21 protein-coding genes and 2 pseudogenes are annotated in these 23415 nt (G+C 61.5%); 12 read left to right on the top strand and 11 right to left on the bottom strand.

Features of this window, described 5'->3' with window-relative positions; genetic code table 11:
- Positions 1–138: 138 nt before the first annotated feature.
- From BMZ02_RS18210 to BMZ02_RS18200, 3 genes are all read left to right on the top strand, one after another.
- Positions 139–1947 (top strand): glycoside hydrolase family 9 protein, encoded by a 1809-nt coding sequence (locus BMZ02_RS18210; RefSeq protein WP_091646457.1) that lies wholly within the window; start codon positions 139–141, stop codon positions 1945–1947.
- A 409-nt stretch (positions 1948–2356) separates the two neighbouring features.
- A complete protein-coding gene (locus BMZ02_RS19465) occupies positions 2357–2554 on the top strand; it encodes an NrsF family protein (RefSeq protein WP_091646456.1) in 198 nt (65 codons plus the stop codon).
- 217 nt (positions 2555–2771) lie between these two features.
- Positions 2772–3203: a CBS domain-containing protein gene (locus BMZ02_RS18200; protein ID WP_091646454.1), complete on the top strand. Its 432-nt coding sequence runs from the start codon at positions 2772–2774 to the stop codon at positions 3201–3203.
- A 53-nt stretch (positions 3204–3256) separates the two neighbouring features.
- Here BMZ02_RS18200 and BMZ02_RS18195 read toward each other — a convergent pair whose 3' ends face one another.
- Together BMZ02_RS18195 and BMZ02_RS18190 are read right to left on the bottom strand one after the other, a co-directional pair.
- On the bottom strand, positions 3257–3667 hold the full coding sequence (locus BMZ02_RS18195; protein WP_091646452.1) for a hypothetical protein: 411 nt from the start codon (positions 3665–3667) through the stop codon (positions 3257–3259).
- Positions 3668–3671: 4 nt separating this feature from the next.
- Positions 3672–4613, bottom strand: a complete 942-nt coding sequence (locus BMZ02_RS18190; RefSeq protein WP_216110948.1) for a LysR family transcriptional regulator — start codon at positions 4611–4613, stop codon at positions 3672–3674.
- A gap of 68 nt (positions 4614–4681) precedes the next feature.
- On the opposite strand from BMZ02_RS18190, the gene BMZ02_RS18185 reads away from it, so the two are divergent.
- On the top strand, positions 4682–5509 hold the full coding sequence (locus BMZ02_RS18185; RefSeq protein ID WP_216110946.1) for an SDR family NAD(P)-dependent oxidoreductase: 828 nt from the start codon (positions 4682–4684) through the stop codon (positions 5507–5509).
- Here BMZ02_RS18185 and BMZ02_RS18180 read toward each other — a convergent pair.
- Positions 5487–6002 (bottom strand): annotated as a pseudogene (locus tag BMZ02_RS18180) (LysR substrate-binding domain-containing protein); the annotation flags it as partial. The gene BMZ02_RS18185 and the pseudogene BMZ02_RS18180 sit on opposite strands and share 23 nt — an antisense overlap.
- A 20-nt stretch (positions 6003–6022) precedes the next feature.
- Here BMZ02_RS18180 and BMZ02_RS19450 point away from each other — a divergent pair.
- Both BMZ02_RS19450 and BMZ02_RS19260 read left to right on the top strand, forming a co-directional pair.
- A pseudogene (locus tag BMZ02_RS19450) lies at positions 6023–6256 on the top strand (SDR family NAD(P)-dependent oxidoreductase); the annotation flags it as partial.
- Positions 6257–6367: 111 nt separating this feature from the next.
- Entirely contained in the window at positions 6368–6541 is a 174-nt protein-coding gene (locus tag BMZ02_RS19260) for a hypothetical protein (RefSeq protein ID WP_245754080.1), read from the top strand.
- A 49-nt stretch (positions 6542–6590) separates the two neighbouring features.
- Here the strand turns inward: BMZ02_RS19260 and BMZ02_RS18170 are convergent, their stop codons facing one another.
- From BMZ02_RS18170 to BMZ02_RS18155, 4 genes are all read right to left on the bottom strand, one after another.
- Complete coding sequence (locus BMZ02_RS18170) at positions 6591–7112, bottom strand: GNAT family N-acetyltransferase (RefSeq protein WP_216110944.1); 522 nt, start codon at positions 7110–7112, stop codon at positions 6591–6593.
- Between the two features lie 30 nt (positions 7113–7142).
- Positions 7143–7547 (bottom strand): DUF1801 domain-containing protein, encoded by a 405-nt coding sequence (locus BMZ02_RS18165; protein WP_216110942.1) that lies wholly within the window; start codon positions 7545–7547, stop codon positions 7143–7145.
- Between the two features lie 214 nt (positions 7548–7761).
- On the bottom strand, positions 7762–8184 hold the full coding sequence (locus BMZ02_RS18160; RefSeq protein ID WP_091646443.1) for an MAPEG family protein: 423 nt from the start codon (positions 8182–8184) through the stop codon (positions 7762–7764).
- A gap of 96 nt (positions 8185–8280) precedes the next feature.
- A complete protein-coding gene (locus BMZ02_RS18155; RefSeq protein ID WP_091646441.1) occupies positions 8281–9540 on the bottom strand; it encodes a DUF5996 family protein in 1260 nt (419 codons plus the stop codon).
- A 253-nt stretch (positions 9541–9793) separates the two neighbouring features.
- Here BMZ02_RS18155 and BMZ02_RS18150 point away from each other — a divergent pair, with 253 nt between their 5' ends.
- From BMZ02_RS18150 to BMZ02_RS19075, 4 genes are all read left to right on the top strand, one after another.
- The gene (locus BMZ02_RS18150) at positions 9794–10072 is read left to right on the top strand and encodes a DUF4242 domain-containing protein (RefSeq protein WP_091646439.1); all 279 of its coding nucleotides are present in this window, start codon (positions 9794–9796) and stop codon (positions 10070–10072) included.
- A 15-nt stretch (positions 10073–10087) separates the two neighbouring features.
- Positions 10088–13192, top strand: a complete 3105-nt coding sequence (locus BMZ02_RS18145) for an ATP-binding protein (RefSeq protein WP_091646438.1) — start codon at positions 10088–10090, stop codon at positions 13190–13192.
- A 140-nt stretch (positions 13193–13332) separates the two neighbouring features.
- Complete coding sequence (locus BMZ02_RS18140) at positions 13333–13746, top strand: carboxymuconolactone decarboxylase family protein (RefSeq protein ID WP_091646437.1); 414 nt, start codon at positions 13333–13335, stop codon at positions 13744–13746.
- 159 nt (positions 13747–13905) lie between these two features.
- Positions 13906–14043, top strand: a complete 138-nt coding sequence (locus tag BMZ02_RS19075; protein WP_171909992.1) for a hypothetical protein — start codon at positions 13906–13908, stop codon at positions 14041–14043.
- On the opposite strand, the gene BMZ02_RS18130 is transcribed toward BMZ02_RS19075, so the two are convergent.
- Together BMZ02_RS18130 and BMZ02_RS18125 are read right to left on the bottom strand one after the other, a co-directional pair.
- Positions 14027–15466 (bottom strand): hypothetical protein, encoded by a 1440-nt coding sequence (locus tag BMZ02_RS18130; protein ID WP_091646434.1) that lies wholly within the window; start codon positions 15464–15466, stop codon positions 14027–14029. The two genes, BMZ02_RS19075 and BMZ02_RS18130, sit on opposite strands and share 17 nt — an antisense overlap.
- Positions 15467–15681: 215 nt before the next feature.
- Complete coding sequence (locus BMZ02_RS18125; RefSeq protein ID WP_091646432.1) at positions 15682–16086, bottom strand: hypothetical protein; 405 nt, start codon at positions 16084–16086, stop codon at positions 15682–15684.
- 455 nt (positions 16087–16541) lie between these two features.
- Here BMZ02_RS18125 and BMZ02_RS18120 point away from each other — a divergent pair, with 455 nt between their 5' ends.
- Positions 16542–18695 (top strand): IgaA/UmoB family intracellular growth attenuator, encoded by a 2154-nt coding sequence (locus BMZ02_RS18120; protein ID WP_171909991.1) that lies wholly within the window; start codon positions 16542–16544, stop codon positions 18693–18695.
- Between the two features lie 234 nt (positions 18696–18929).
- Here BMZ02_RS18120 and BMZ02_RS18115 read toward each other — a convergent pair whose 3' ends face one another.
- Both BMZ02_RS18115 and BMZ02_RS18110 read right to left on the bottom strand, forming a co-directional pair.
- The gene (locus BMZ02_RS18115) at positions 18930–19709 is read right to left on the bottom strand and encodes a phytanoyl-CoA dioxygenase family protein (RefSeq protein WP_091646429.1); all 780 of its coding nucleotides are present in this window, start codon (positions 19707–19709) and stop codon (positions 18930–18932) included.
- Between the two features lie 148 nt (positions 19710–19857).
- Positions 19858–22932, bottom strand: a complete 3075-nt coding sequence (locus tag BMZ02_RS18110; RefSeq protein ID WP_091646427.1) for a DEAD/DEAH box helicase — start codon at positions 22930–22932, stop codon at positions 19858–19860.
- A gap of 197 nt (positions 22933–23129) precedes the next feature.
- Here BMZ02_RS18110 and BMZ02_RS18105 point away from each other — a divergent pair, with 197 nt between their 5' ends.
- Positions 23130–23414, top strand: a complete 285-nt coding sequence (locus BMZ02_RS18105) for a transposase (protein WP_007153505.1) — start codon at positions 23130–23132, stop codon at positions 23412–23414.
- Position 23415 lies beyond the last annotated feature (1 nt).

Below are 23415 nucleotides of genomic sequence, written 5' to 3'. Positions count from 1 at the left end.
CAAACCTCCCGTTTATTACTATGCTGGCGATGAGAGGCCATCCACTGACGGGGTAGCGCGCCCCTGCGACGGCGTCACTGCGAACCCGGCGCTGGCCTCGAAAACCAAGAACAACGCTTTTCGGAGGAGCACATCGCAATGACACTCGATAAAGGAAGACACCTGCGTCAGGTGTGGGCGTGGGCCATACTGGCCGGCGCCACCCTGCTGGCGGGATGCACGCTTGGTTCACTGAATGCCGACGACAATGTGCAGTCATCGTACGGACAACAGGTCAAGGTCGATCAGGTCGGATACCTGCCTGACGCCCCGAAAATGGGGGTCGTGGTGGTCGCCGAGCCGGCAACCGGTTTTCAGGTCGTGAGCCTGGGAGAACGCGAGGTCGTCTACTCCGGAACACTGTCGGAGCCAGTGGACGATGAGAGCTCCGGGGACACCGTTCAGCAGGCGGACTTCTCCGAACTCCGTGACACGGGCCGCTTTGTTCTTGAGGTCGATGGCGTCGGCCAGTCCTATCCGTTCCGTATCTCGTCTGACGTTTACCACGGCGCCCTGGTCGACACGCTGCGCTCCTACACCCTGCAACGGGCCAACTTCGTTATCGATGACCCGCTGACCGGGCTGTACCACGGCGAGGCGCACATGCAGGACGCCGAGGCGGAGATGTACTTCAGCGATGACTTCCACCAGGAAGGAGAAACGCTGGACATGCTCGGCGGCTGGTACGACGCCGGTGACTTCGGCAAGTACACCACGCCGGGCGCCATCTCCGTTGCGCAACTTCTGCTGGCTTACGAATGGGCGCCAGAGGCGTTCACCCAGGGGCAAATGCTCTTCCCCGAGGAAGTCGCGGAAGCGGCGGGGGATACGGACCTCCCCGATTTGCTGGTGGAAACACAGTGGAAGCTGGACTGGCTGCTGAAGATGCAGCGCCCGGACGGCGCCGCCTACCACAAGGTCTCGGGAGCCGAGTGGCCGAGCATGGAAACGACACCGGAGGAGGACGACCAGACACGCTACGTCTACGGGATGTCCACCTACGGCACCGGCATACTCGGGGGCGTGATGGCCATGGCCGCACGCCTGTATGAACCCTACGACCCGGACTACGCGGAACAACTGCTTGCTGCCGCCAAGGATGCCTTCGAGTACCTGGAAGCGAACCCGGAGCCGTATTTCCGCGAGGACGAAGACCAGAACAGCGGGTCAGGCCCTTACGACAAGCACGAGGATGCCGAGGAGCGCTTCTGGGTGGCCGCGGAGCTGTTCAAGACCACCGGCGACGCCCGCTACGAGCGCTACCTGGACGAACACCTGCCGGACTACTTCTCCGAGCATCCGGAGGCCATTAGCTGGCTGGATGCGCTTGCTCTGGGGCACTGGGCCTACCTCACGGCCGACGAGCCGGATCCAGACCGCTACGAGGAAGTGAACCAGGCACTCATGGACTCGGCGGATGCCATTCTGGAGCAGGTCGATCGCGACGGGTACAACACGGCGCTGACGCCTGATCAGTACACCTGGGCCTCGGCAAAGAACGCGGTGGCGCTTGGCAACCTGCTGCTGATGGCCAATGCGGTGTCCCCCGACGCAGCCTATGAGGACGCTGCGCTAGACCAGATCCATTACGTCCTGGGCCGCAACGCCACCAGTTACAGCTATCTCTCCGGCTCCGGCGTTCAACAGGTGCAGAACGTCCACCACCGCACCTGGCACGCCACGGGCGTCTACATCCCCGGCTTACTGGTGGGTGGCCCCAACGATCACCCGGGCGGCGATCCGTTGCAGAAAGAACTGATCGAGGGCGGCGATGTCCCGCCGGCAAAGGCGTATCTGGATGAGTTGCCGTCCTACTCCACCAATGAATACGCCATTGACTACACGGCCCCCCTGGTCTTCGCCCTGGCCTACTTCGACCGGTTTGAACGAGACCAAGCGGACGATTAAGCCAGCGACGGTGCGGCGTCCACCGACGCCGCATCGGGGCCCGTCAACGCTGGGCCGGCGGGGGTAACGACGCACCACTTCCCCCGTCGGCTTTAGCACTGTCTTCTCCATTGGCCATTGCCAGGCTGACAACCCGCCAAGCGGCACCATCCCTCTTCCCTGTGAGGACCGCGCGCCATGCCGATCATCGGTTCAATAACGGGTAATGAGATCAAGCCACGTCTGCGGCAGGTTCTCGGTAGCCCAGACCAGAATCCAGGCATCAAAGCCCGTTAGTATCATCACAGCCACCGCTACCAGGCTTATCCCCAACGCCTGCTGGGCGAACTGGCCGCCAGCGGCGATTTAAAGCTCTCGCCACTCTCTTCGGCGGCTTCCAACGCCTCGGCCGAATAAGGCGGCAATACGAATGGCTCGCGCACGCCCCCAATACCCCCGTCGACTGGCTGTCGGCTGCGCGATCCTGGCCAGCATGATCGGTGCCGTGGTCTATAGCCTGTACTGCCCCGTCGATGCACTGACTTACATTGTGCTCGCGTACGGCAGCGCGACGCTTCCCAGCATTGTGGTCAGTCTGCTTTTCGCGCATCGGTTATGGCGCTGGTAACCAGCGCCTGCCCTGCTGGCCCACTAACAGGGCCGGGGTGAGCCCGAGCCTGCCAGGTCGAACTCCAGCGGCAGCCTCCCGCCTTCACGGATCTCGCCTTTAGTCCGGGCCGGATCGGCCGATGTGTTAGAGAAGGAAAGCCGAAGGATGCACCGGCCGGTATGTGCGGTTGCTGTTCGGCGGAAGCCAACATCGGACCATAGTCGGGATACGCCACATGACCAAAAGCGCTCAAACCGCCGCAGATATCATGACGTCAAACGTAATCACCGTGCGCCCGGAGTCGACCATTGCGCAGGCGCGGGAGCTGATGACGGAGCATGGCATCCGCCATTTGCCGGTCACGCGCGAAGGCGGGGAGTTTGTTGGCGTGGTGACCCAGAAGGCCATGCTGGCCGAGATGCTGCGCATTGCGGACAAGTACGGCCTGCAAGGAATTGATCGGCAGACGGAAAAAAGTCCGGTCGCCGATATTCTCGGGACCGATACCGAGACCATTCAACCGCAGCTGCCATTGGTCGACGCCGGCCGGTTCTTTGTCGAGCGTAAGCACGGCTGTCTTCCGGTGCTGGAGGGCGGCAAGCTGGTCGGCATCCTGACGTCTGCCGACTTCGTGAAGCTGAGCATTGCGCTGTTGAGCGAGACCTGAGACCGCGCCCAACGGGCGTTGGGCTCCCGAAGTTTGCGGGCGCCTGCGACCTGTTAATTGAAGATTTCTATGTACCACTTTGGCTTCATTCGCCAGAAGTCACGGCGGACGTTTGATCTTAACCCCTTCTTTGAATCCAGCACCGTTGCCTCACCCTCTTCTCTCAGAAATACAACCCAGTGCCAGAACGCTCTGCCCTTCTCCACGCGCCATTTAATCGCCATAAGCGCTTTATCCGGCATGCGCTCCCAGGACTCAAACGGGGTTTCCTCCGGCGCCGCCAAGAGACCGAACGCCTGCAGAAGCTTGCGGACATGCGCCGTTTCAGACCAGAGCGTCGGGTCTGCCGCGTAAATGCCCAGTGCATTAGCTCTACTCTTGGCTTCCGCATAGCTCATGCCTGCCAGCGCAGCACTTGCCGCAATACCACAACCGCTGATCTCTTCCTGAATGACTGGTTTCATGTTCTTACCAATTAACGCCAGTGGCATTGGACACGTTGATGCGGGCCTCTGCCTTGAGCGCATCCACAACTGCCCGGGCCGGCGGCGCCAGCGCAACACCCGCAGCGTAGCAAAGGTGAAAGCCTGGATAGGTCGGTGACCAATCTGCCAACACCCGCACCAACCGCCCCTCCGCGACCGCCTGTCGCGCCAGCTCTTCCACGCCGTGCCACAACCCTATGCCTGCCAGGGCCGCCGACATCATCAGATCGGGATCATCGGTGGACAGCGGCCCCGTCACATCCATCACGACGGCGGTTCCGTCCTTCTCGAATTCCCATCGATAAAGGCTTCCATTCGGGCCGCTATGACAGCCGATGCACCGGTGCTCTGCGAGGTCGTGCGGCGTGATGGGAGGCGGGTGCTCCGCGAAATAAGCCGGCGAGCCAACAACTGCGGTCGTGAAACGGGGCATCAGCGGAACCGACACCATATCGCGTTCGACCGTCTCGCCCAGCTTGATCGCCAGATCGAAACCGGATCGGACGATATCACCGGGTTGTTCGTCCGTGATCACGTCGAGGATCACATGCGGATAGTCGCGCGCCAGGCCTTCGATGATGGGAGTGATCAGCGTCTGAATGGCAAGGCGCGGGGCAACAAGGCGAACCGTGCCAGAAGGCGTGTCACCGGGAGCCAGGGCCTCTTCCAGTGCGCTCTCCAGCGACGACAGCGCGGGCGACAACCTGGCAAGGAGACGCTCGCCGGCTTCGGTCGGGGCCACGGAGCGGGTTGTTCTATGTAGCAAGCGCGTACTCAGGCGCTTCTCCAGCGCACGGACCGCGTGACTGAGGGTGGAAGGGTCGAGCCCCAACTCCAGGGCTGCCCGGCGAAAGCTCCGTGCTGTTGCCACGGCAGCAAACGCTCTCAGTTCAGCAAATTCTCCGGCACGCATCTTTCGCGGCATTAATGAATTCCGCCCATCAGTGTGCTGGGGGTTTCCCGGCTTGTTCTGCCTCTTACCGAGGAATAAGTTTGAGCGACGCTGTGTCAGCAATCAATAAATGGATATTAACCATGAATAAAAGTGGCTATCCCCGCCTGGAAGGCAAGGTTGCCATCGTCACGGGTGCCGGGAGTGGCATCGGTGAAGCAGCCGCGCGCACCTTTGCCAAGGAAGGCGCCAGAGTCGTGTTGGTGGGTCGCCGGGAGGGCCCATTGCGCTCCAACGCGGAAGCGATAGCGAAGGCGGGCGGTGAAGCCCTTGCAGTGGCCGCCGACGTGTCCCTGTCCGGTGGCGTGGACCGGGTCGTTGCCGAGACGCTGGACCGCTTCGGACAGATCGACTGCGTCTTTAACAATGCCGGCATTCAGGGTGATGGCCGCCCGATCATCGAGATGAAAGAAGTGAGCTTCGACGAGCTGATCGCCATCAACCTGAAAGGGCCGTGGCTTTTGACCCGGGCCGCGCTGCGCTCCATGCTCGATGGTGGCCAGGATTGCCCGGGTGGCGCCATCGTCAACACATCTTCATTCCTGTCCACTGGGGCAACGGCCGGCACATCCGTGTACTCGGCAAGCAAGGCCGGTCTGGATGCCATGATCCGGGCGATCGCGCTTGAGGTTGGAGACAAGGGAGTACGCATCAATAACGTCAATCCCGGCGTCATCGACACCCCCATGCTGCGCGCCCACGGAGAAGAGGTCATCCCGCCGCTGGCGGCACGGGCCGCCCTGGGCCGGATCGGCACACCTCAGGACGTTGCGGATGTGGCGGTATGGCTCTGTACCGACGAGGCGAGATTCATTACCGGCCAGTCGCTCCTGGTCGATGGCGGTTTCACGATACCCGGCCCACGCTAACGTCCGGCGGCGCAAGCAGGGCTGCCTTTGTATCCGGCTCCTTCAACAGGTTGATAAGGGCCCGCAGCGCCGCGGGCACGTGGCGATGCCCGGGGTAGTACAGCATCAAGCCGGAGAAAGGCGGACACCAGTCTTCCAGCACCGCTGTCAGACGGCCTGCCGCGAGAAGATCGCTCGCTGCGGCTTCCGGCACATAGGCGATGCCCAGACCATCGGCGGCCGCTTCGACCATTAGGTCGTTGTCGTCAAGCGTCAGTATCCCCGGAGGATCGACGGCAATCTCCTGCCCATGCTTTTCGAACTCCCAGCGGTAGCGCTTGCCGCTAGGCAGCCGCTGGCGGATGCAGCGATGCCCAAGCAGATCGTCGGGGGTGATGGGTTCGCCGAAGCGGCTTACATAATCCGGGGCGGCGACGGCGAGGAAGCGGAGATCGCTACTGATCCTCACCGCAACCATGTCCTGCGGTACCGCCTCGCCGAGCCGGATGCCCGCGTCGAACCCTTGCTCCTCTCATCGGGTCGATCGTACTGATCCGCTCCGCACTCCCGTCCCTGCGTGAGCAAGGGGGTGGGCAGGTCCTGCAGGTCTCGAGCGAAGGGGGCCAGATCGCCTACCCTGGCTTCAGCCTTTATCACGCGACCAAGTGGGGCATCGAGGGATTTGTCGAGACGCTGGCAAAGGAGCTGGCCACGTTCGGAATTCGGTTCACGCTTGTCGAGCCGGGGCCGGCGCGCACCGATTTCGGGCGCAGTCTCGTATACCCGGAACCGATTGCAGCCTACGATGCCACGCCCGCCCGCCAGACGCGTGACGCGCTGCTGAGCGGCGACTGGGTCATCACCGGAGACCCCGAGCGCATGACCGATGCGATGATCGCGGTTGCGGACCAACCTGATCCGCCGCGACGTCTCGTGCTCGGTGGCGCGTCCTATCATGCGATCCGCGGTGCACTGTCTGCCCGGCTGGATGAACTGGAGGCGCAGCGGCAAATCGCCTTCTCCACCGACGCCCCGGAGGAGGAATCAACCTGACCCGGTGATGCCACTGCCGGACTGCGCGTACCCTGGCGCGCTGTGAAACCTACCGTTGGGCGTGGACCGGGGCGAACCTGCGGTATACCAGGACGTCACGCCCATGAAACTGCTGACGCTGAATGGAGCCGAAGCCGGCCTTTTCAGCAACGCGGCAAGAAGCCGGATGACCAGGCTCTACAATGGCAATCACCGATCCCAGCCGGTGCGTCTGGAACCCATCCATTACCGTGGCCCGGACAGCTTCGGTGGCCAGCCCCTTGCCCCAGAACCGCTGCGCCAGCCGGTACCCGACATGAACCTCCTCGACACCAGCCACAGTCTCCGGGCTGAGACCACAGAAACCGATGAGCCCCGATGACTCCTTGTCCTCCAGGGCGAGCGGACCGTAGCCGCAGCGCTGGTACAGACCGATGCACCAGGAGATGAAGCCGCGCGTATCCTCTTCCGTCAGCACGCCCCGAATGGAATGACGCATGACCTCCGGGTCAGCGAGCATCGCCGCCAGCTCCCCGACATCCTCAGCAGTGAGGTGGCGTATCCGCATTCTGCCTGTCTCAGCAATGGCCACTGTTTTTCCTGTAATGTCTCATGGAAATGATCATTGCCAGCCTGGCACGCTTGCCGCCTGTCTGATCCAGTTGCCGACCTCCGGCGCCTGCACCTCCTCCAGCGTTTTCAGCTTCACATAGCGAGATCGGTCGGTCTCTCCAAGAGGAGGCGGGTCATCAAAATCAGCACCACCCAGGAAAACGATATTAACGGAAACATCGTAGGCCGCTAACTCGATAACCCACCCCAACTCCGGAATCCCATAATAGACCTTCCCCCATTTTATGGCGTACTGAAGCCGAGGCAGCGTATTACGTATCAACTCGTCTATCTGTCGAACCATGGGGCTTAGATCAGGCATCACCCGCCGTCGAATCCAGTCGTCGATAACCGTATGGTCATCGGAAGGAGTTGGCGGCTTACGGCTTGAATTCGGTTTGCGTATCTTCGACATATCGAATGATCCTGTGATCGAGTCCTCCCACCTATTCATGTATAGACAAGCCAGAAGGGCATTATGACGAGACAAGGTTTGCCACCGCGGCATTCACACAGAAGCGGCCAGGCTCATGTGGCAGCATCTCGCGGCAGGAAGGGGTCTCCAGGCCCGCGGCGTCTACCCATGCCGGAAGACCACGCCAGTTCGCCCCGGCCGCTCGATGGACTGCTCAAGGCAACGCCAGGATGATCTGGACGGACATGCCGAACATGCACACTACACCGAGGGCATACGCAATGGTGCGCCAGGGCTGGAGGCCACTCAGGTAGAAGACCGTGTGAAGGTACCGCGCGCCCGTGAACGCAAGAAAGAACCAAGGTGCCGCGCCCGCTGAAGCCCCCACCCAGACATAGGCGACGCCGAGCGCGAGGAAGATCGGAATGTTCTCCAGATCATTCAGCCACACCCGCGCCGCCCGTTGAACCTGGGGTAACTCTTCACTGGCCGCAGCGCGGCCAACGAACGCCGCATCCTCCGGCGTCTTGAACGTCAACTTGCCTATTCGGTGAAACCCCTGGTACGCAGAAACCGCGAACATCTTGAAGAAAAGCAACACCGCAGCTATTGCGTACCAGTAGATCACGTCGTCCATGAAAGCCCCCCAATATGTATTGAGCCCTGATGCGAAGCTCGGCCGCCAGGAGCTCTCGAACCCGGGAGATCACCAGCAGATCAGATTTCATTGCCGTCAGGTCTTTGACCGATGCACCACATCCTGCCACTCGGGGTGACGGTCTATCTGCGCTTTCGCGAACGGGCACAGCGGCATGATGGCGACGCCGTCGCGGCGGGCATCTTCAACCGCCTGGCGCACCAGCCGCTCGCCGATATTGCGGCCGCGCAACGCCGCAGGCACTCCCGTGTGGTCGATGATGATCAACCCTTCGCCGGCCCGACTGTAGGTCATCTCGGCCTCGATGCCATCGACGACAATCCAATAGCGCCCCTTCGCTGCTCCATCCTCCCGCTCGACCTTTTCGTCGCCGGCTGAAGGCGCATCCTTCGCCGGCGCCGCGTCCGGGGTGCGTACCTGACGTGGCTGCCCATGGGCACATTCCAGAAGATCGCGGTCCCATCCGCCCAGATCGGCGGCAGCCTCGTAGGTCGAGACGAGGAAAGCCATCAGAGCTTCGTCGGGGTCGTCCGCCGACTGCACGGCATCGTAGGGGAGGATGAATTCAGACAGGCCGTCATGCCAGAACGCGGCATCGGGCCGGACCGCCGCGGCCCGGTAACCGTTCGGCGCCGGATAGGCGTAAGCGTAGAAGGCAGGATAGTCGATGCCGCCGCCGCCCGGCCAGAAGCCCGCTGACGAGACTTCGCGGTCATACGCCTCCTGCGCCACGTCGTCTGGCAAGGCGGGAACACCGCCGGGGTGGAGCGGCGCGCGCCGTCCCGAAAAGCGGGTAACCGCCAGGTCGAAACTGCCCCAGAACAGATGAACGGGGCTGGATTTGCCGAGAAAGGAGGTGCGGAATCGATTGAAGACCTTATCAACCGCTATCGACGCCTGATGGAAGCGTTGAACGGCGTCGCGGTCATAGGGCCGGTCGCGATGATCCTCGGCGAAGGGTACCGGGTCGGGGACCTCGTTCGGTTTTCCGTTGAACGTCGGCGTGCCGCCGAGTTCCGAAATCAGCTGCACGAAGCTGGCGTGGAACGCCGCGACCGTGGACGGCCCAAGCTCGAACGACGCCCGGCGGCCTTCGCCGCAAGTGCCCACGACCCTGTGCTCCCGAAAATCAAACAGGATCTCGATGCCCGGGCCGTCGGGTATCGGCGAGGATGCCAGACCATTCGGCGTCACATAGAAGGTCGCGTTCCACGAATGGTTCAGCCACGGTGTATGAGCCAGCCGGTATTTGCCGGCGATCTGCAGGTAGAGATGCAGGGCTGAACAAGTCTCACGCCAGCCAAGGTAGTCAAGATGGGGCCACTTGCTGGTCATTTCGCTTTTCCTCCATCCAGCATCAACGGCACGGCTCTGCGCAACGAGTGCCGTGCTTGCGGCACACGTCCTTCACTGCCATGCCGGCATCGGCCGGGATTCGGACATGTCCACGCCTCTGGACAGGAGCCAGCTGCCACCGCGGATTGAGCGGACTATGTCTCAGTCATAACTATACTTGGGAGTGCGGCGCATTGGCGTCTTGACTAACCAACCCTGGAGCACACTCCGGGATGGACGGTGGAGGCTACCCATGAGTTATCTGGTCATGGAGCGTACGTTCGACGAGCCGATGCTGGACGCCGACCTGGCACGCATGGGTGAGCGTCTCGGCCCCTGCCTGCAGGATCACAGTGTTCAGTGGCTGCGCAGCTATCTCTCCAGCGATCGCCGGAGAATGATCTGCACCTTCCAGGCGCCGGATGCCGAAGCCGTCCGCATGGCCTACCGCACGGCCGGCTACCCGTTCGAACGCGTCTGGCAGGCGATGGTCCTGCCGACGGACGCAGGGCTCGCACCACCAACGTCATAGGCAGGACAAGATCACGTGGCAACGCCGGACGTGTGCCGGCTGGAAATCCGCCTGCTCGGCAGGGCATCCATCCTGCGCGATGGTGCCGCAATCGAACTGCCGCGCTCCCGGAAGGCCCGCGCACTGCTCGCCTATCTGGTCACATCGGGCCAGGCACGGTCCCGGGAGCACCTCTGTGACTTCTTCTGGGACGGCCCTGCGAACCCGCGCGCGGAGCTGCGCTGGTGCCTGGCCAAGATCCGCCCCCTGCTCAACGACGACACGACCACCCGGCTGGTCGCGGACGGCGACTACGTCTCCTTCCTGGCCGAGGATGTGGCGCTGGACATCACCCGCGTGCGCGAGTTGATCCCCTCGGCCCCCGAGGACGTCTCCACGCATCGCCTCCGCCAGGTCGCCGGGCTTCTTCGCGGGCCGTTTCTGGAGAGCGTGGACCTGCCGGACTGCTACGCCTTCGACGCCTGGTGCGTTGCCGAACGGCAGGCACTCCAGCAACTGCAGGACGGGGTCCTGCGCACACTGGTACAGCGGCTGCTGGACCAGCCCGATACCGCCTTGCCGTATGCGCGTGACCGGCTGGTGCTGGACCCCTTCTGCGAGGATGCCCACGCCGACCTGGTCATGCTCCTGCACGCGATGGGGCGGACTGCAGAGGCGCGGCAGCGTTACGAGCATTGCCGGCGCATGCTGCAGCACGAACTCGGGCAGGCGCCATCGGCACGACTGGAACAGCTGCACGCCCAGTTGAACCCGACTTCGCAGCCTCTCTCCGCGCCGCCCTCACTTTCATCCGCACCCTCGTCGGACGCGCCACCGCTGGTGGGTCGCCAACGCGAGCTGACGACGATTCGGGGAGCGTTGGAAGAACGAGCCCCCCTGCTGATCAGCGGCGAACCGGGCATTGGCAAGTCCCGGCTACTGCAGGAGATTTCCCTCCAGCTTCAGGGCGAGCAGGTGCAAGTGCTCAGGGGGCGTGCATTCGAGATGGATGCCACACGCCCGTATGCACCCTGGATCGACGGCCTGCGCTCGATTCCCATCCCGGCCACTTGGCGACCCGAACTCGCCGCACTGCTCCCCGAACTGGGGCCCACGGCCGACGACTCGGGAGACCGGAACCGCCTGTTCAGCGCCGTTGCTCAGGTGGTGATCGACATGACGCGCACCAGTTCGCCGGCGGCCATCGTCCTGGATGACCTGCAGTGGTTTGACGAGGCGTCGGCCGCGCTGCTGCATTATGTCGCCCACGCCACCACCGGCCACCCGGTTGCGTTCATCCTGGCGGCGCGCGGCGGTGAACTGGAATGCAACGCGGCGGCGCAGCGCGCGGTCCACGCGCTGCGCCGGGATCGCGCCCTTCGTATTCTGACCGTGGAGCCGTTGTCCCCGACGGAGACGGCGACCATCGCCCACACCATCGCTCCGGAGGTGGACGGCGACCACGTCTTTCGCGAATCGGAGGGCAACCCGCTGTTCGCCCTGGAAATCGCCCGCTCACACCAGGGTGGCCAACCGCTCCTGGGCGATACCCTCGGCGGTCTGATTGCGGGCCGTCTGGCGGGAGTCGGCAAGGAGGCGGCAGAGATTCTCCCATGGGCCGCGGCATTGGGGCGTCGGCTCAACCCGGACCGACTGGCGGCGGTGATGAACCTGCCCGGCACGACCCTGCTGCAAGGTCTGGAGGACCTCGAGCGTCGCGCCATCCTGAGAGCAACCGATGCGGGGCACTGGGAGTTCGCTCACGACCTCATCGGCCACGCGGCCTACCAGTCTCTCTCCGAGCCACGGCGGCGCATGATCCATCTGCAGATCGCCCGGAGCCTGGCGCGCAGCGTCGAGCAGTCACGCTTGTGGTCGCGCAAGAGCACCCTGCAGCCGCATGTCTCCGGACGTCTCGCGCGCAGCAGTCCCATGGCGGAGTCGTCTGCCGGGGAAGTGGCCTACCATGCCGACCTCGGAGGTGATCACGCACTCGCCGCGCGCGCCTGCGCAGTGGCGGGCCGCTACGCGTTACGGATCCACGCCTATGCAGACGCGGTAGCCCTGGCGCAGCAGGGTCAGACCCATCTCGCACCACTGCCCGACGAAACCCGGCTGCAGCGCGCCTTTGAACTGCTGGAACTGTACATCCACCCGGGGATGGAACCGTATCAACCGCCAGACCTAGAGCAGCGGCTCCGCACACTCGTGGCTGACGCGCGGGCGATCGGGACCACCACGCAGGTCCACGACGGGCTCTACCTGATCGCCGTCCTGCTCTACCTGCGTGGCCGCTACAGCGACGCACTGGATGTGACCGTGCTCGCGGAGCGGGCCGGGCGCACGGCGGAACCGGCCACCGTGGTCCAGGCCGTGGCCGATACGGCGCGCTGCCTGGGCATGCTCGGTCGCGACATGGACCGGGCGGCCCAGCTCGCGGAGGAAGCACACCACCTCGCCGAACAACTGGACGTTCGGGAGCTTGGCTGCGAACTCCCCCTGGCACGCGGCCTGGTGGCGCACCATCGTGGCGAACTCGTGCAGGCACGGGCACATATCGAGCATGCCCTGGCACTCGCCAAACGGGACCGGACGCCCTGGTGGGAGTGCTACTGCCTCTCCCGGCTGCCCATGATCGAGCTGGAACGGCAGGCCCCGGACGACGCACTGGACTGTTGCCGGACCCTGCAGACCGTCGCCGACAAGCTCGGCGACAACAGCGGCGCAGAAGCGCCGTTCGCACAGGCCCTTGAGGCCCTGGCCAGGCTGCAGCGAGGCGACCCGCAGGCGACGGCGCGCCTGGATCATGCCCTGGAACAGCTGCATGCGGCCGACAGCCAGTGGATGATCGCCTACGTGCAGAACATGGCGGCATTGATCCACTGGCAGTCAGAGCAGCCTGATGCTGCCCGGGAGCGCGCAGAGAAGGCGCTGCATGCCGCCGGGATCATTGATCTGGCGAACGAGGTCATCATCGCCCGTGCCTTGCTCGCCCGGACCGCCTTGGCCACAGGTGATCGCACGGCAGCGCTGGCTCACCTGGACCACATGCATACCGTGGCCCACGGTTGCCTCTCTGCCCGCGCCCGGCACACCGCCGCGGAGGCCGAGGCCGTTCTCGGCCGCACCCTCCCGGCCTGAGTCCGCCCTCACCGTTCCAACACCCGTTCCAACGCCGCCGTGGTCTGCTGACACTGTCCAGTTCGCGGCACGAGTGCAATCAATCGCGCTGCAAGGCTGGGCCAACCGCGTAGAAACAACACGTTCCGTAGGAGGCAGCCATGAAGACCACCATCATCACCACGGCAGGCGCACTGGCCCTGGCAATCTCCACCGGATTCGCCGCTCCGGCGCATGCCGGCGACGCGCCCGACTTCGTCCAGAACACCTATCCGGAGCACAGCGTCGAAGAAGCCTGGCAGAACATCCAGTCGATCATCGTCAGTCCGGACACGGCGCTCGACGGCAAGACCAAGGAGCTGATCGCGCTCGCCGTCTCGGCGCAGATTCCCTGCGATTACTGCGTCTACTCCCACACCAGGGGCGCTGAAGCACACGGCGCCACTGACGCCGAAATGCGGGAGGCCCTTGCGACGGGGGCGCTGATCCGGAAATGGAGCACGTTGCTCAACGGCTCCCAGTACGACATGGACGCGTTCCGTCAGGAAATCGATGCCATGTACGACGGGGACTGATACCGCGACAGGGAACCCGCCACTGACAGGCAGCCGGTGTCTGTGCGGTCCTGCGGGGCCGCGCAGACACACCGATGCGAACCCATCGTCACGCTGCCGCTCGCGAATCCCACCCTGGACGCGAGCCTCCCCCCGGAGCGTGACGAGTGGTGGCTCCTCATGGACGATGTCTCCTCGAGCATCGTCTCCCGCAGTGGCTGGACGGAGCTGCAGACGCAGCGGCTGCGCCAGCTGAGCAACGCGGCATCCGAGCGCACTGCCCGGGGCAGGAACTATCGGATTACGGCTGTTCTGTGATTTCCCTGTGCACTGCCTGCGCCACCCGCTCGCAGTACTGCTGCGTGGCATCCAGGCCACCGCTTAACGCGACCAGGTCCACCTTCCCTGCGCCGGCAAGCGCCGCGTCGCCATGCGCGTTCGGTGTTTCCGCCTGGAAAAACCGGTGCGCAATATAAAAGGCCTGGGCAATGCGTCCCTGCTGTTCGTTATTGAAGAACGTTGCGCTCCAGTTGTGCCAATGGTGCGCCATGGTGAACAGGCCGTTGGCGACCTGGAGATGGGCCAGCGGATTCAGCAGGGCATATTCCTTGTAAGCCTGGTACATCCGCCAGGCGGCACTGGATTCGGTAACGGAAACCATCCTCTCCGTCAGCACGTAGCGTTCGAAGTATTCCGTTTGCCTGGCCACGAACCAGGGGGCTTCTTTCCCCCACCGGGCTTCCAGCTCATCGCGGTCCAGCAGGCGATAGCGCGCCAGGACCCGGCGACACAGATAGGGCTTCGTCTGTTCCGGGGCGGAACGCAGCAGGTCGGAATCCAGGGTTTGCTCCAGCAGACGCGCAATGTCCGGGGTGAACGCCGGATCCTCCGGCTTCAGTATCCGAAGCGCCGCCATGGTGTCATTCAGCCGCTGCGGTTGCCGCGCTGCTTCGTGCAATGCCGCAAGTTCGTCCAGGGCATTCGGTTCAGCCACGAAGAGCGCGCCATAGCGCCCGGCGACCGCCAGTGCATTCTCATACACCGCCGCATCCCGAGTTTCTGCATAGTGCCGCGCAGCCAGTTTGAAGTAGGCAAGCCAATACGGATAAAAGCGGTCATCGGCCGCGTAGGCAGCCCAACTGGATGCCCCCTCCTCCATCAGCCACTGCCACAAGGTGTCCAGGTCGGCAGCCGGGTCGTTTTTCAGCTGCGGGAACGGGCTCTGGTACGGCCTGAACCTGGCCGGCAACCGAACAGGCAGTTCATTTTCGTCACCCAGTTCCGCAACAGGCAGCTTCTCCCCGTCACGCCGGAAATAATGGAAGGCGTCCTTGGCGTAGTCCTCATCCAGAACGCTCAGGGTCTTCGCATCCATATCCGGACGCTCGACCAGGGACACGCCGGCATTCGGCCCCCTGTCCTGATAAATGGCCTCGCCGATCTTGAAGTAATAATGACCATACTTGCCAATGCGCCTGGACTTACTGAGCGGCACCGCGAAATGACTGCACCCGATGATGGTGCTCTTTCCATCCCCCAGGATTTTCCCCTTGATTCTCAGCGTCGCTGCATCGAGCTCCGGCAACTCAGCGAAACGCTGTCCGTGGTGGGAGAATGCGTAATAGCCGTGACCATTGAAAAAATACGAAATATCTCGGCCCAACGGATCCAGCGTACCGATCCGGACCGGTGTACAGGGGGTTGCGGTTGACAGCGTATCCGCCAGGGTTGGCTGAGACATGACGACTCCGTGCTTCATTCGATCTGGTCCGTCAGTTTCCCTGGGAACCCCCGGGAGGCGCTATCGTGCCACAATCCAGATGGAGGCCACCACGAACTCCGGGCACACACCGGGGGAAGGTGGACTTCCTCCAGTAAAGATCTCGATCTCCTTTGATGTTTTCAGAACTGCGTTTTCATGGATCTCCATAACTTCCTCTGTTTTCTAACGTAGAGCTACAACGTTGACCTGTCCTGTGCTTTCTTCTGACGCCAACCTGAAGCCATAAAAGCAAGCCCAAGCGCAAAGATCATTCCCAAACCTTTACTTTCAATACCAATCGACGCGTATTCTGTGTAACGGGAATAAAACGCAAACACCGCCATCGACGCTGATACCAGAAACCCCGCTATCATCAGGGCGTACCACGGCACGAGAATGACGTGTGTCACGGCTCGATCAATCAAGACAAGGCTGATGCCAGAGAAAAACATCACGACACCAAAACCAGTCAGAAAGCCGAAGAAGATAGCAAGATTCTCTACTCCTTCGCGTGACGAGCCAGTTATCTCTTTAACAAACCCATACCCACTGAGGATACCGAAGTATACGACTACAATGCTGGCAACCAGCACCGCCAAACCGACAAATCTCCAGATAAATTTAGGCACACTCACGACACCGAGAAGCTTAAGAATCGACCAGCCCATAGATCACAAGATTGTGAAAAACACCATCCTTGATAATCTCGTCCTGCAACTCCCCCTCCCGCTTCATGCCAGCTTTTATCATTACTCTGCCTGACCCCGGGTTATATGCGAATAATTCGCAATAACGATGGCACGCGGTATTGAGCCTGTCAACGAGGTCGGACCCTGCGTTCCAAATCGCCCCGAACGGCCGTTGCCAGCTGGTTCCTGCCATCTCGCCGCGGCCGCTTGTGGCCATGCCATGCTGGCTCCGACCATGCCGGTGGAACGCACTCCGCCTCTGGAGTGCGCCCCTGGCGGCGTGCATCGCACCTGGTGCACGACAAATCCGCCGCCGTCGGGCATACTCCCGCCTCGACCTTCATGGACGAAGCCGGGGAGACACGATGTCCGGAGTTGCACTTTTTCAGCTCGCCGTTCTGGTGCTGTGCGTCGCCGTAACGCTCACCAGCCTCATTGCCTACCAGTGGCGCCGTTACCAGGCCAAGCGTGCTGCGGCTAACAGAAGGCAGCTGGACACGCCAATCCGCCAGCTTGAGGGGTGGGAACAGGAGATCCTGGCCCCCTGGCTGAAGGACCCCGCTCGACCGCAACGCGAGCTTTCTCTACAGGATCACAATGTCTACCGCCTGGAAGGCGATTTCTCCCTGCATGGTGTAAGAGCGCACGGCCAGGAGACCTTTCACTACCACATCGCCGGGGTGGAAGTGATTCTGCCTCTGGATGCGGCCGACCACGTCGGCATCCTGAACAGCGCAGAGGTCGTCTACGCCGGCCGGTATGCCGTAGTGATCACGCTGAACGGCACCTTCGATCTCCGCGGGGCACAGGAGCGGGACCAGCGGCGACAGGCCAAACAAACACAATGGGAGAGCGGCTCGTCCGGGCGTCTGAAACCCATCTACGATGACGATAACCAGGAAGGCCCTGGTGGGCGCGTGGACATCCTCGGCCAGCGGTCCGAAACCGCGGCGGAGACAGAAGCGCGGGAAGGCCGGGGATACGGCGTGATCGCCGCCGTAGCCTGGATCGGAGCCTTCATCGCACTGGCCACCAGCGCGTCCGTTGAAACCGAACTCGTCCGGCACGGCGCTCTCGCTGTCGCGGGACTACTGGCGGCCGTGGGGCTGTGGATCTTCTGGCGCCCTTACCGGGCCGGCGCCCCTGACCGAGTCAATCGCGTCCGCGGGCCGCTCTATACCCTGCCGGAAGACCTGGCCCATCAACACAGCAATTACCCCGTAGGAATGGCTCTGGGGGACAACCTATCGTTCACCGTGCCCCGTCACTGGTTTGAGTCGCTTCCCTACCGGGACGGCGAGCGCGTGGAAGCGGAAGTTCGGGTCCAGGACCAAAGCGCCGTTCGCCTGGGCACGCATTACAGCGTGGAGTCCGAACACCGGCGCCTGCCCCCGGTTTACTGGGGCAAGCATCTGGCCGTCTCGCTCCCGGCGCTGGGAGCCCTGGTTTTGACCCTGCTGGCCGTCTCCGATATCGACATCAACCTCCAGGACGACCTGCATTTGACTCAGGCGTGGTTATCCAACCAGACACCCAGCCAGTACGCCAACGGCCAAGCGCTGCTCGATGCGCCCCCTGGCATCGGCGGGCTGGTTCAGTTGAGCGGCAAAGCCCACTGCCAGGTCACGGAGCGCCCCAATCGACCGAGGAACCGGTTCCACCTGGACTGCCACCATCTCCGCCTGGACCCCGACCTCCCGGAGCTGAATACCGCGCCCTTGCCCCGGCAGGCGATTGAATTCACCGAAACCGAACAACTGGAGCATCGCTCCCTCACCTACCGGGAACAACTGTTCGTCGGTGGCAGGAGCGGCACGGGCTTGCGCGAAATCCGCGTCGCAACCAACCCGCTGGAAGTGGTGCGCACGATCGACCAGTTCTGTATGGACGTCGAGAGCAACGACAGCGACATCGGCCGCAGATGCAACACGGTGAAAACCAGCATCCTCGAGACAGTAAGGCTCAACACCGACGCCGCGCACGACAGCTGGGACGAAATCAGCGCCCTGGCCGAAGAGGCCCTCACCGACGACGAAGCATCCGTGCCCGGTTTTCTCATTCGACGCGATATCAACCGGTTGCACCGTGAAATCAGCAACCTGGGAGAACGGGCCATCGCACAGCATCGCCGCGAACTCGCAGAGCGGGTGTACAACGCGCAGTCCGGCGGAGTGACCGTCGAGGTTCGCAATGCCGACCACGATGATCTCATCCCCGACCCGGGCTCCCTCCAGGACGAATACACGTACTGGCACGCCCTGCGGAAACTCGCCACAAGCGACGGCGCGCAACCCTTCTCCATCTCCGGAATGCTGATTGACGCGAACGCCGGCGAGGACGGAACGCCCCACTACATCATCGACGGCTCCCGCACTCTCGATAACGCCTGGCCCGCCATGATGCGCAGCCTCCTGCTCGTCACCGCCACGACCCTGCTGGCGGTTCACCTGCCGCTGCTGATCATCCGTTATCTGGGCGCACGGCGTCGCACCGCCGGTTTACGGAACTTGCGAGACTAGCGGGTATGGACGGCTTCAGGTACATGGCGGTGAGCTCGCCGGCCGCGTCATCGGCACCTTCATCCCGGGAAGGAGCTCTTTGTTCGGGCGAGAGCGAGTCGAGGTACTCATCCGGATGGTGCCCTCCGTAGATCACTTTCCAGCTCTCTACATGCACCTGCGCAATACCAGGGGCATCCGCTGTTGTTGCGTGGCGTATCATGGTGCCAAGCCTAACGTCGCCAGTACGACTGGTTATACATGGGGTTTACCCAATGCCCGGCGAATCGCCTCCTCTACCGGGACATAAGATCCCTCTTCTTTCCCCTCGAGCTGATACGGTTCTTCCAGGTAAAGCGGGGGTTGTGCCATGAACCGTGGCGCAACCCCTTGGTTTACTTGGGCCGCATGGACAAGAAACGGGTGACACAGATATACAGTACCAGCTGGCCCCGTTGCCAGAACCTCCTCACATTGCTCCGTTGCGCTGAGATCGAAGGAACTCAACCCAGCATCCCCAGCGGGCGCGAGGATACGCGCTACTTCCTGATGTGAACCCACCCGAATCCGCGTTGGCGCGTCCAGTGGACCTACATCGGAAAACAAGAACAGCATCAATAGAGCCCGGTCACGCGAATAGACGTTAAGCCGCCAACTGGCGAAATCGTCAGAATCTGCGTCTGGGCCCGGGAAGCTGGCATCCACATGCCAGCCTGTATCACCGGTATCGGATGCTGCAGGAAAACGAACAGGGAATGTACCCAAGCTGTAGCGTGGCTCCCAGCGGCCTTCCCCTACCAACTGATTGAACGCCTCATGCAGTGCCGGTGTATTGGCCGACTCAACGAATGGCTCCTGGTCGTAATCCCACAACCAGACCACCGCCTCTTTCCATGTCGACGCGTCGTTTGGGTCACACCCGGTATCAGCCCAAAGAATATCTCGACAATGCCTTGCCAGCTCTGTGGAGAAGGCACCCTCCAGCTTAACAAAGCCTTCGTTTATGAACTGGTTAATCTGGTCTTCAGTAAGCATTACTCGCTCTCTAGAGCTCTGTATAGCTCGCAAGCTCGCTAGTGGCAACGAAGCGCGGCGGAATTGCGCTCCAGTCGAGCGCAGTGTTGGACTTTTCTGCGGCTACCGAGTGAACCATGCAGGCCCCGAGCTTACACCCCAATACGCCTCAGTTAACAAGATCCGCCTCCGGTTCTCCCAAAACGGATAGCCGCCGCCTAAGTAGCCCCGAAGGGGAGTTCCGGTTTTCCTGCCCGAAAACATCGAGGCTTCCAAAGACAACAAAGGAGTCTTTAGCGCGGGAAACGGCTACATTCAGCATGTTATGGCCCCGATCATAAAACTTGCCCGAGCCTTTTTCGTTGACTCCGTAGACACTCGAGAAGAGGACCAGCAGCCGTTCGTCGCCCTGCAAGCTGTGTACCGTACCCACGGTCAAGCCATTGATGCCCGCCTCCCTCAGCTCGGACCGGATCAACGCTGCCTGCTTACTAAACGGCGTGACAATGCCCACCGTTTTCTTTAGAACTTCGGCATCGTTTTCTGCCTTTAGTTTCGGTTCTTGTCCGCGTGCATAATCCAGAATCCGCTGCCGTTCGACGTTCAGCCACCGCGCGATTCGTTCGGCCTCGCCGGGGTTGCCTCGGCTACCACCATAAGAGCGAGAGGGTGTGTCGACTGGCACCAGTGAGAGAGTCCCCGATGGCACGTCTTTCTCGGGCCTGCCACGTCGTGGTTTCAACTCGCCTTCATAGACAAGCGCATTACAATAATCAATGATGTCATCGAAGCAGCGCCTATGTTCAGTGAGATAGAGCCCCCGTTGCAGCTTGGGCACCTGGTGATAGCGACATTGGCGCTGAGCTATGCGCATTAGGTTGCCGCTGCTCGCCAGTAGACCGCTGGTTAGCCAGAAATCATCATAGCTGTACTCGTCTGCACGCTCGTCATTCAGCAGGTTGAAAAGTTCCAAGTTGGCCCGGTCCACACCGGCCGGCACACTCCATACTGGCTCGATCTGATCTGTATCCCCTACGACCAAGGCGCGCTTAGCTAACGAGAAAGTCGGAGCCGAAACCTCGGGTAATGCCTGCCCCGCCTCGTCGACAATCAGCAGGTCGACCTCCCCAAATAGCGGGATATCCTTCCATGCCTGATCCTGCCTTTCGTAGGCCATTAGGGTCGAAGGCGTCATGTAGAAGGTCGAAACGAAACAGGGTGTCAACTTGGCGAACCGGCGCAACTTACGCTGAACCTTGAAAGGCGACTTCTTATCCGTATCGTTGGCGGTCAAGAAGTCGTCGAGCTCCATTAACCACCGCGCCTCCCAATAATGCGTCGCCAGCTTGAAGAGTTCGAACCGTAGAACGCAATCGTTGATTACATGGACTCGCTCAACGAGATCTTCCGAGTTCAGGTTATCGGGCTGGTAATAAGCAATCCAGCCATCCAGTTTCTCTCTGGTGGCTTGATAGCGTTCGCCACACGCCTCCAGATCTGAAATGCTCTGCGTCAGGTCTCGGAGCGCTTTACGATTGGCGTTGAGTCGCGCCTGAAACCAGCCCTCTACCGCCGCATCGGAGTGGTCGTCAAAAGACATGTCCCATCGGTTTAAGAGACGTGCCGTCTTACGATGCTCTTGCTGCCGGACCGAAGGGCCGATACCAGGCACCAATGACAGCAGACGCACCCACAAAGGCCGACTCTCCCACAAGGCATAGATCTGATCGAGGCGGGATTGCAGCTCCTTATGCTGGATTTCACGTTCTTCCTTTTGCGCCCGCCTAGAGACGATCTCGGCCTGCAGCCCAGCCAAACCACCATGGCTTGCAACGACCTCCTGTTGGATGGCTTGAAAATCCCCAAGCAACTCAAGGCCCGTCACCATCTGTTTCCGGTGGTGCTCCATGGCTCGATGTAGCGCCTTCCTGGCATCTGCGAGATCGGCAACACGAGTCCCTTTCCAACGGCTGGCGCGCTCAAGATAGACAGCACGGGCACGCTCAAAAAAGTCCCGCGTCTGCCAGTCCTTCATGGCCCCCTCACCCTCCGGACCATGATACAAAAATGGATTTTGATCGTTGGCCTTGCTCTTGGCACAGCAGTAGAGTCCGTAGCTATTTACCTCTGGCAGCCAACGCCCCGCCAGACGTTCATCGAGACCACCTTCATCTACCTTGGCGAAGCTCTCAAGTATGTTTGTCACGGCTTGGTTATTGTTGGATGCAGCAACAATCAGTGGTGGCTCGACCTCTTCCAGAGCGGCTTGAGTCCACAGGGTAGCGACTACCGAGCGCAGGAGGGTCGTTTTGCCAGTGCCCGGCGGACCGTTCACGGCCAATATCTCGCCATCCTGCTGCATCAGGAAGTGATGTAACGCGTTACGCTGCTTTGGGGAGAGTGGAAATTCTCCTGTCATCTGCCCCACGTGGCGGGCAGCCAGTTCCCCACTGGACTCGAGATCCTGGTACGGTTCCAGCCCCGGTGAATCACTGTCGGCAAAGCGCTGGTAAAGCAACGGTGGCTCCTGCATTCCACTCAGGGCATCCAGCACCCTGAGCATCTTATCCTTAGCACCCACAACCGGCAGATCTTCTACCTGCAACAAGCTCTGTTGAGTCAATTCGTAGCCGGAGTGGATATCAAAGTCGAATAGCGAGGTGCCCGGCTCTTGTTCATCCGCTTCCAGATAGGGCGTGTCGGTTACCCAGCAGAGCAGGCGCGTGCAATACGCCACAAGCTCCGGCCATGTTTCGATGCCTTCAAACGGATGCTTTGTCATAAAAGCGTCAACGGCCACGACATCGGCGATGGGCTCCACACTGCTTTGGTTTGGCCCCAGCCACTCACGTGGAATCCACGGCGCTTTACCGCTGGGCCACAATTGACCGCTACTATCCATTCGTACGAAAACCACTAATGGCAAGAGCACACGTCTCTTTCGGCTATCGCGACTGCCGCCGTGGTACCGGATTAGGTCGACACGCGGAAACATCGCCAGCTCAACCTCTCGCAACGGTTGGGAGTGTTTCCCTTGCTTTTGGCCCAGGATGGCTTCGGCGCACTCCCGAGGAATCTGGCCTTTTAACCAATCCTCACGCGCGAGTGCTTTATAGGGTGTGTTGCGCTCGCTTTCCTTACTCGGCCCTATCAGCGGCAACAAGTCTTTATCATCAGGACACAAATGCTCGGCATCGATCAGTGATTTTCTGAAATAACTCGTTAAATTCTGCAAGCGCCCCATTATTCTAGATTTCCTTTCGTTCAGTCATTTGTATGCGTTCGAAGTCGGAAAGGGATGTCGGTGCCGAGGACGTCCGCGCAGCACCGGTCGCTGTATGTTTTAGTTATGTAGTGTCGCCACTGGCTCCTGTGAAGTGGCCCCCAAATTTTGGACAGGTGCCTAAGCTCTGATTCATCATCTCCACAAGGAGGAGAATCATGAGCAAGAAACGCAAGCAATACAGCCCATCGTTCAAGTCCAAAGTCGCTCTGGCCGCCCTCAAGGGTGACCAGACCACATCCGAGATCGCCGCCCGATTCCAGATTCACCCCACCATGGTCAGTACCTGGAAGCGCGAGCTGCTGGAGAACGCTCCAGACCTCTTCGAAGGCAAGAGGAAGGCCGGCAAGCAATCCGATGAGCCCAGCACAGACGAGCTTTACCGCGAGATCGGTCGACTGACGGTGGAGCGCGATTTTTTGTCGCGCAAGCTCGATCAGTAAG

Source organism: Aquisalimonas asiatica (assembly GCF_900110585.1).
GTDB lineage: Bacteria > Pseudomonadota > Gammaproteobacteria > Nitrococcales > Aquisalimonadaceae > Aquisalimonas > Aquisalimonas asiatica.
The sequence above is the reverse complement of the archived record's forward strand: the minus strand, read 5'-3'. Positions and strand labels throughout refer to the sequence as shown.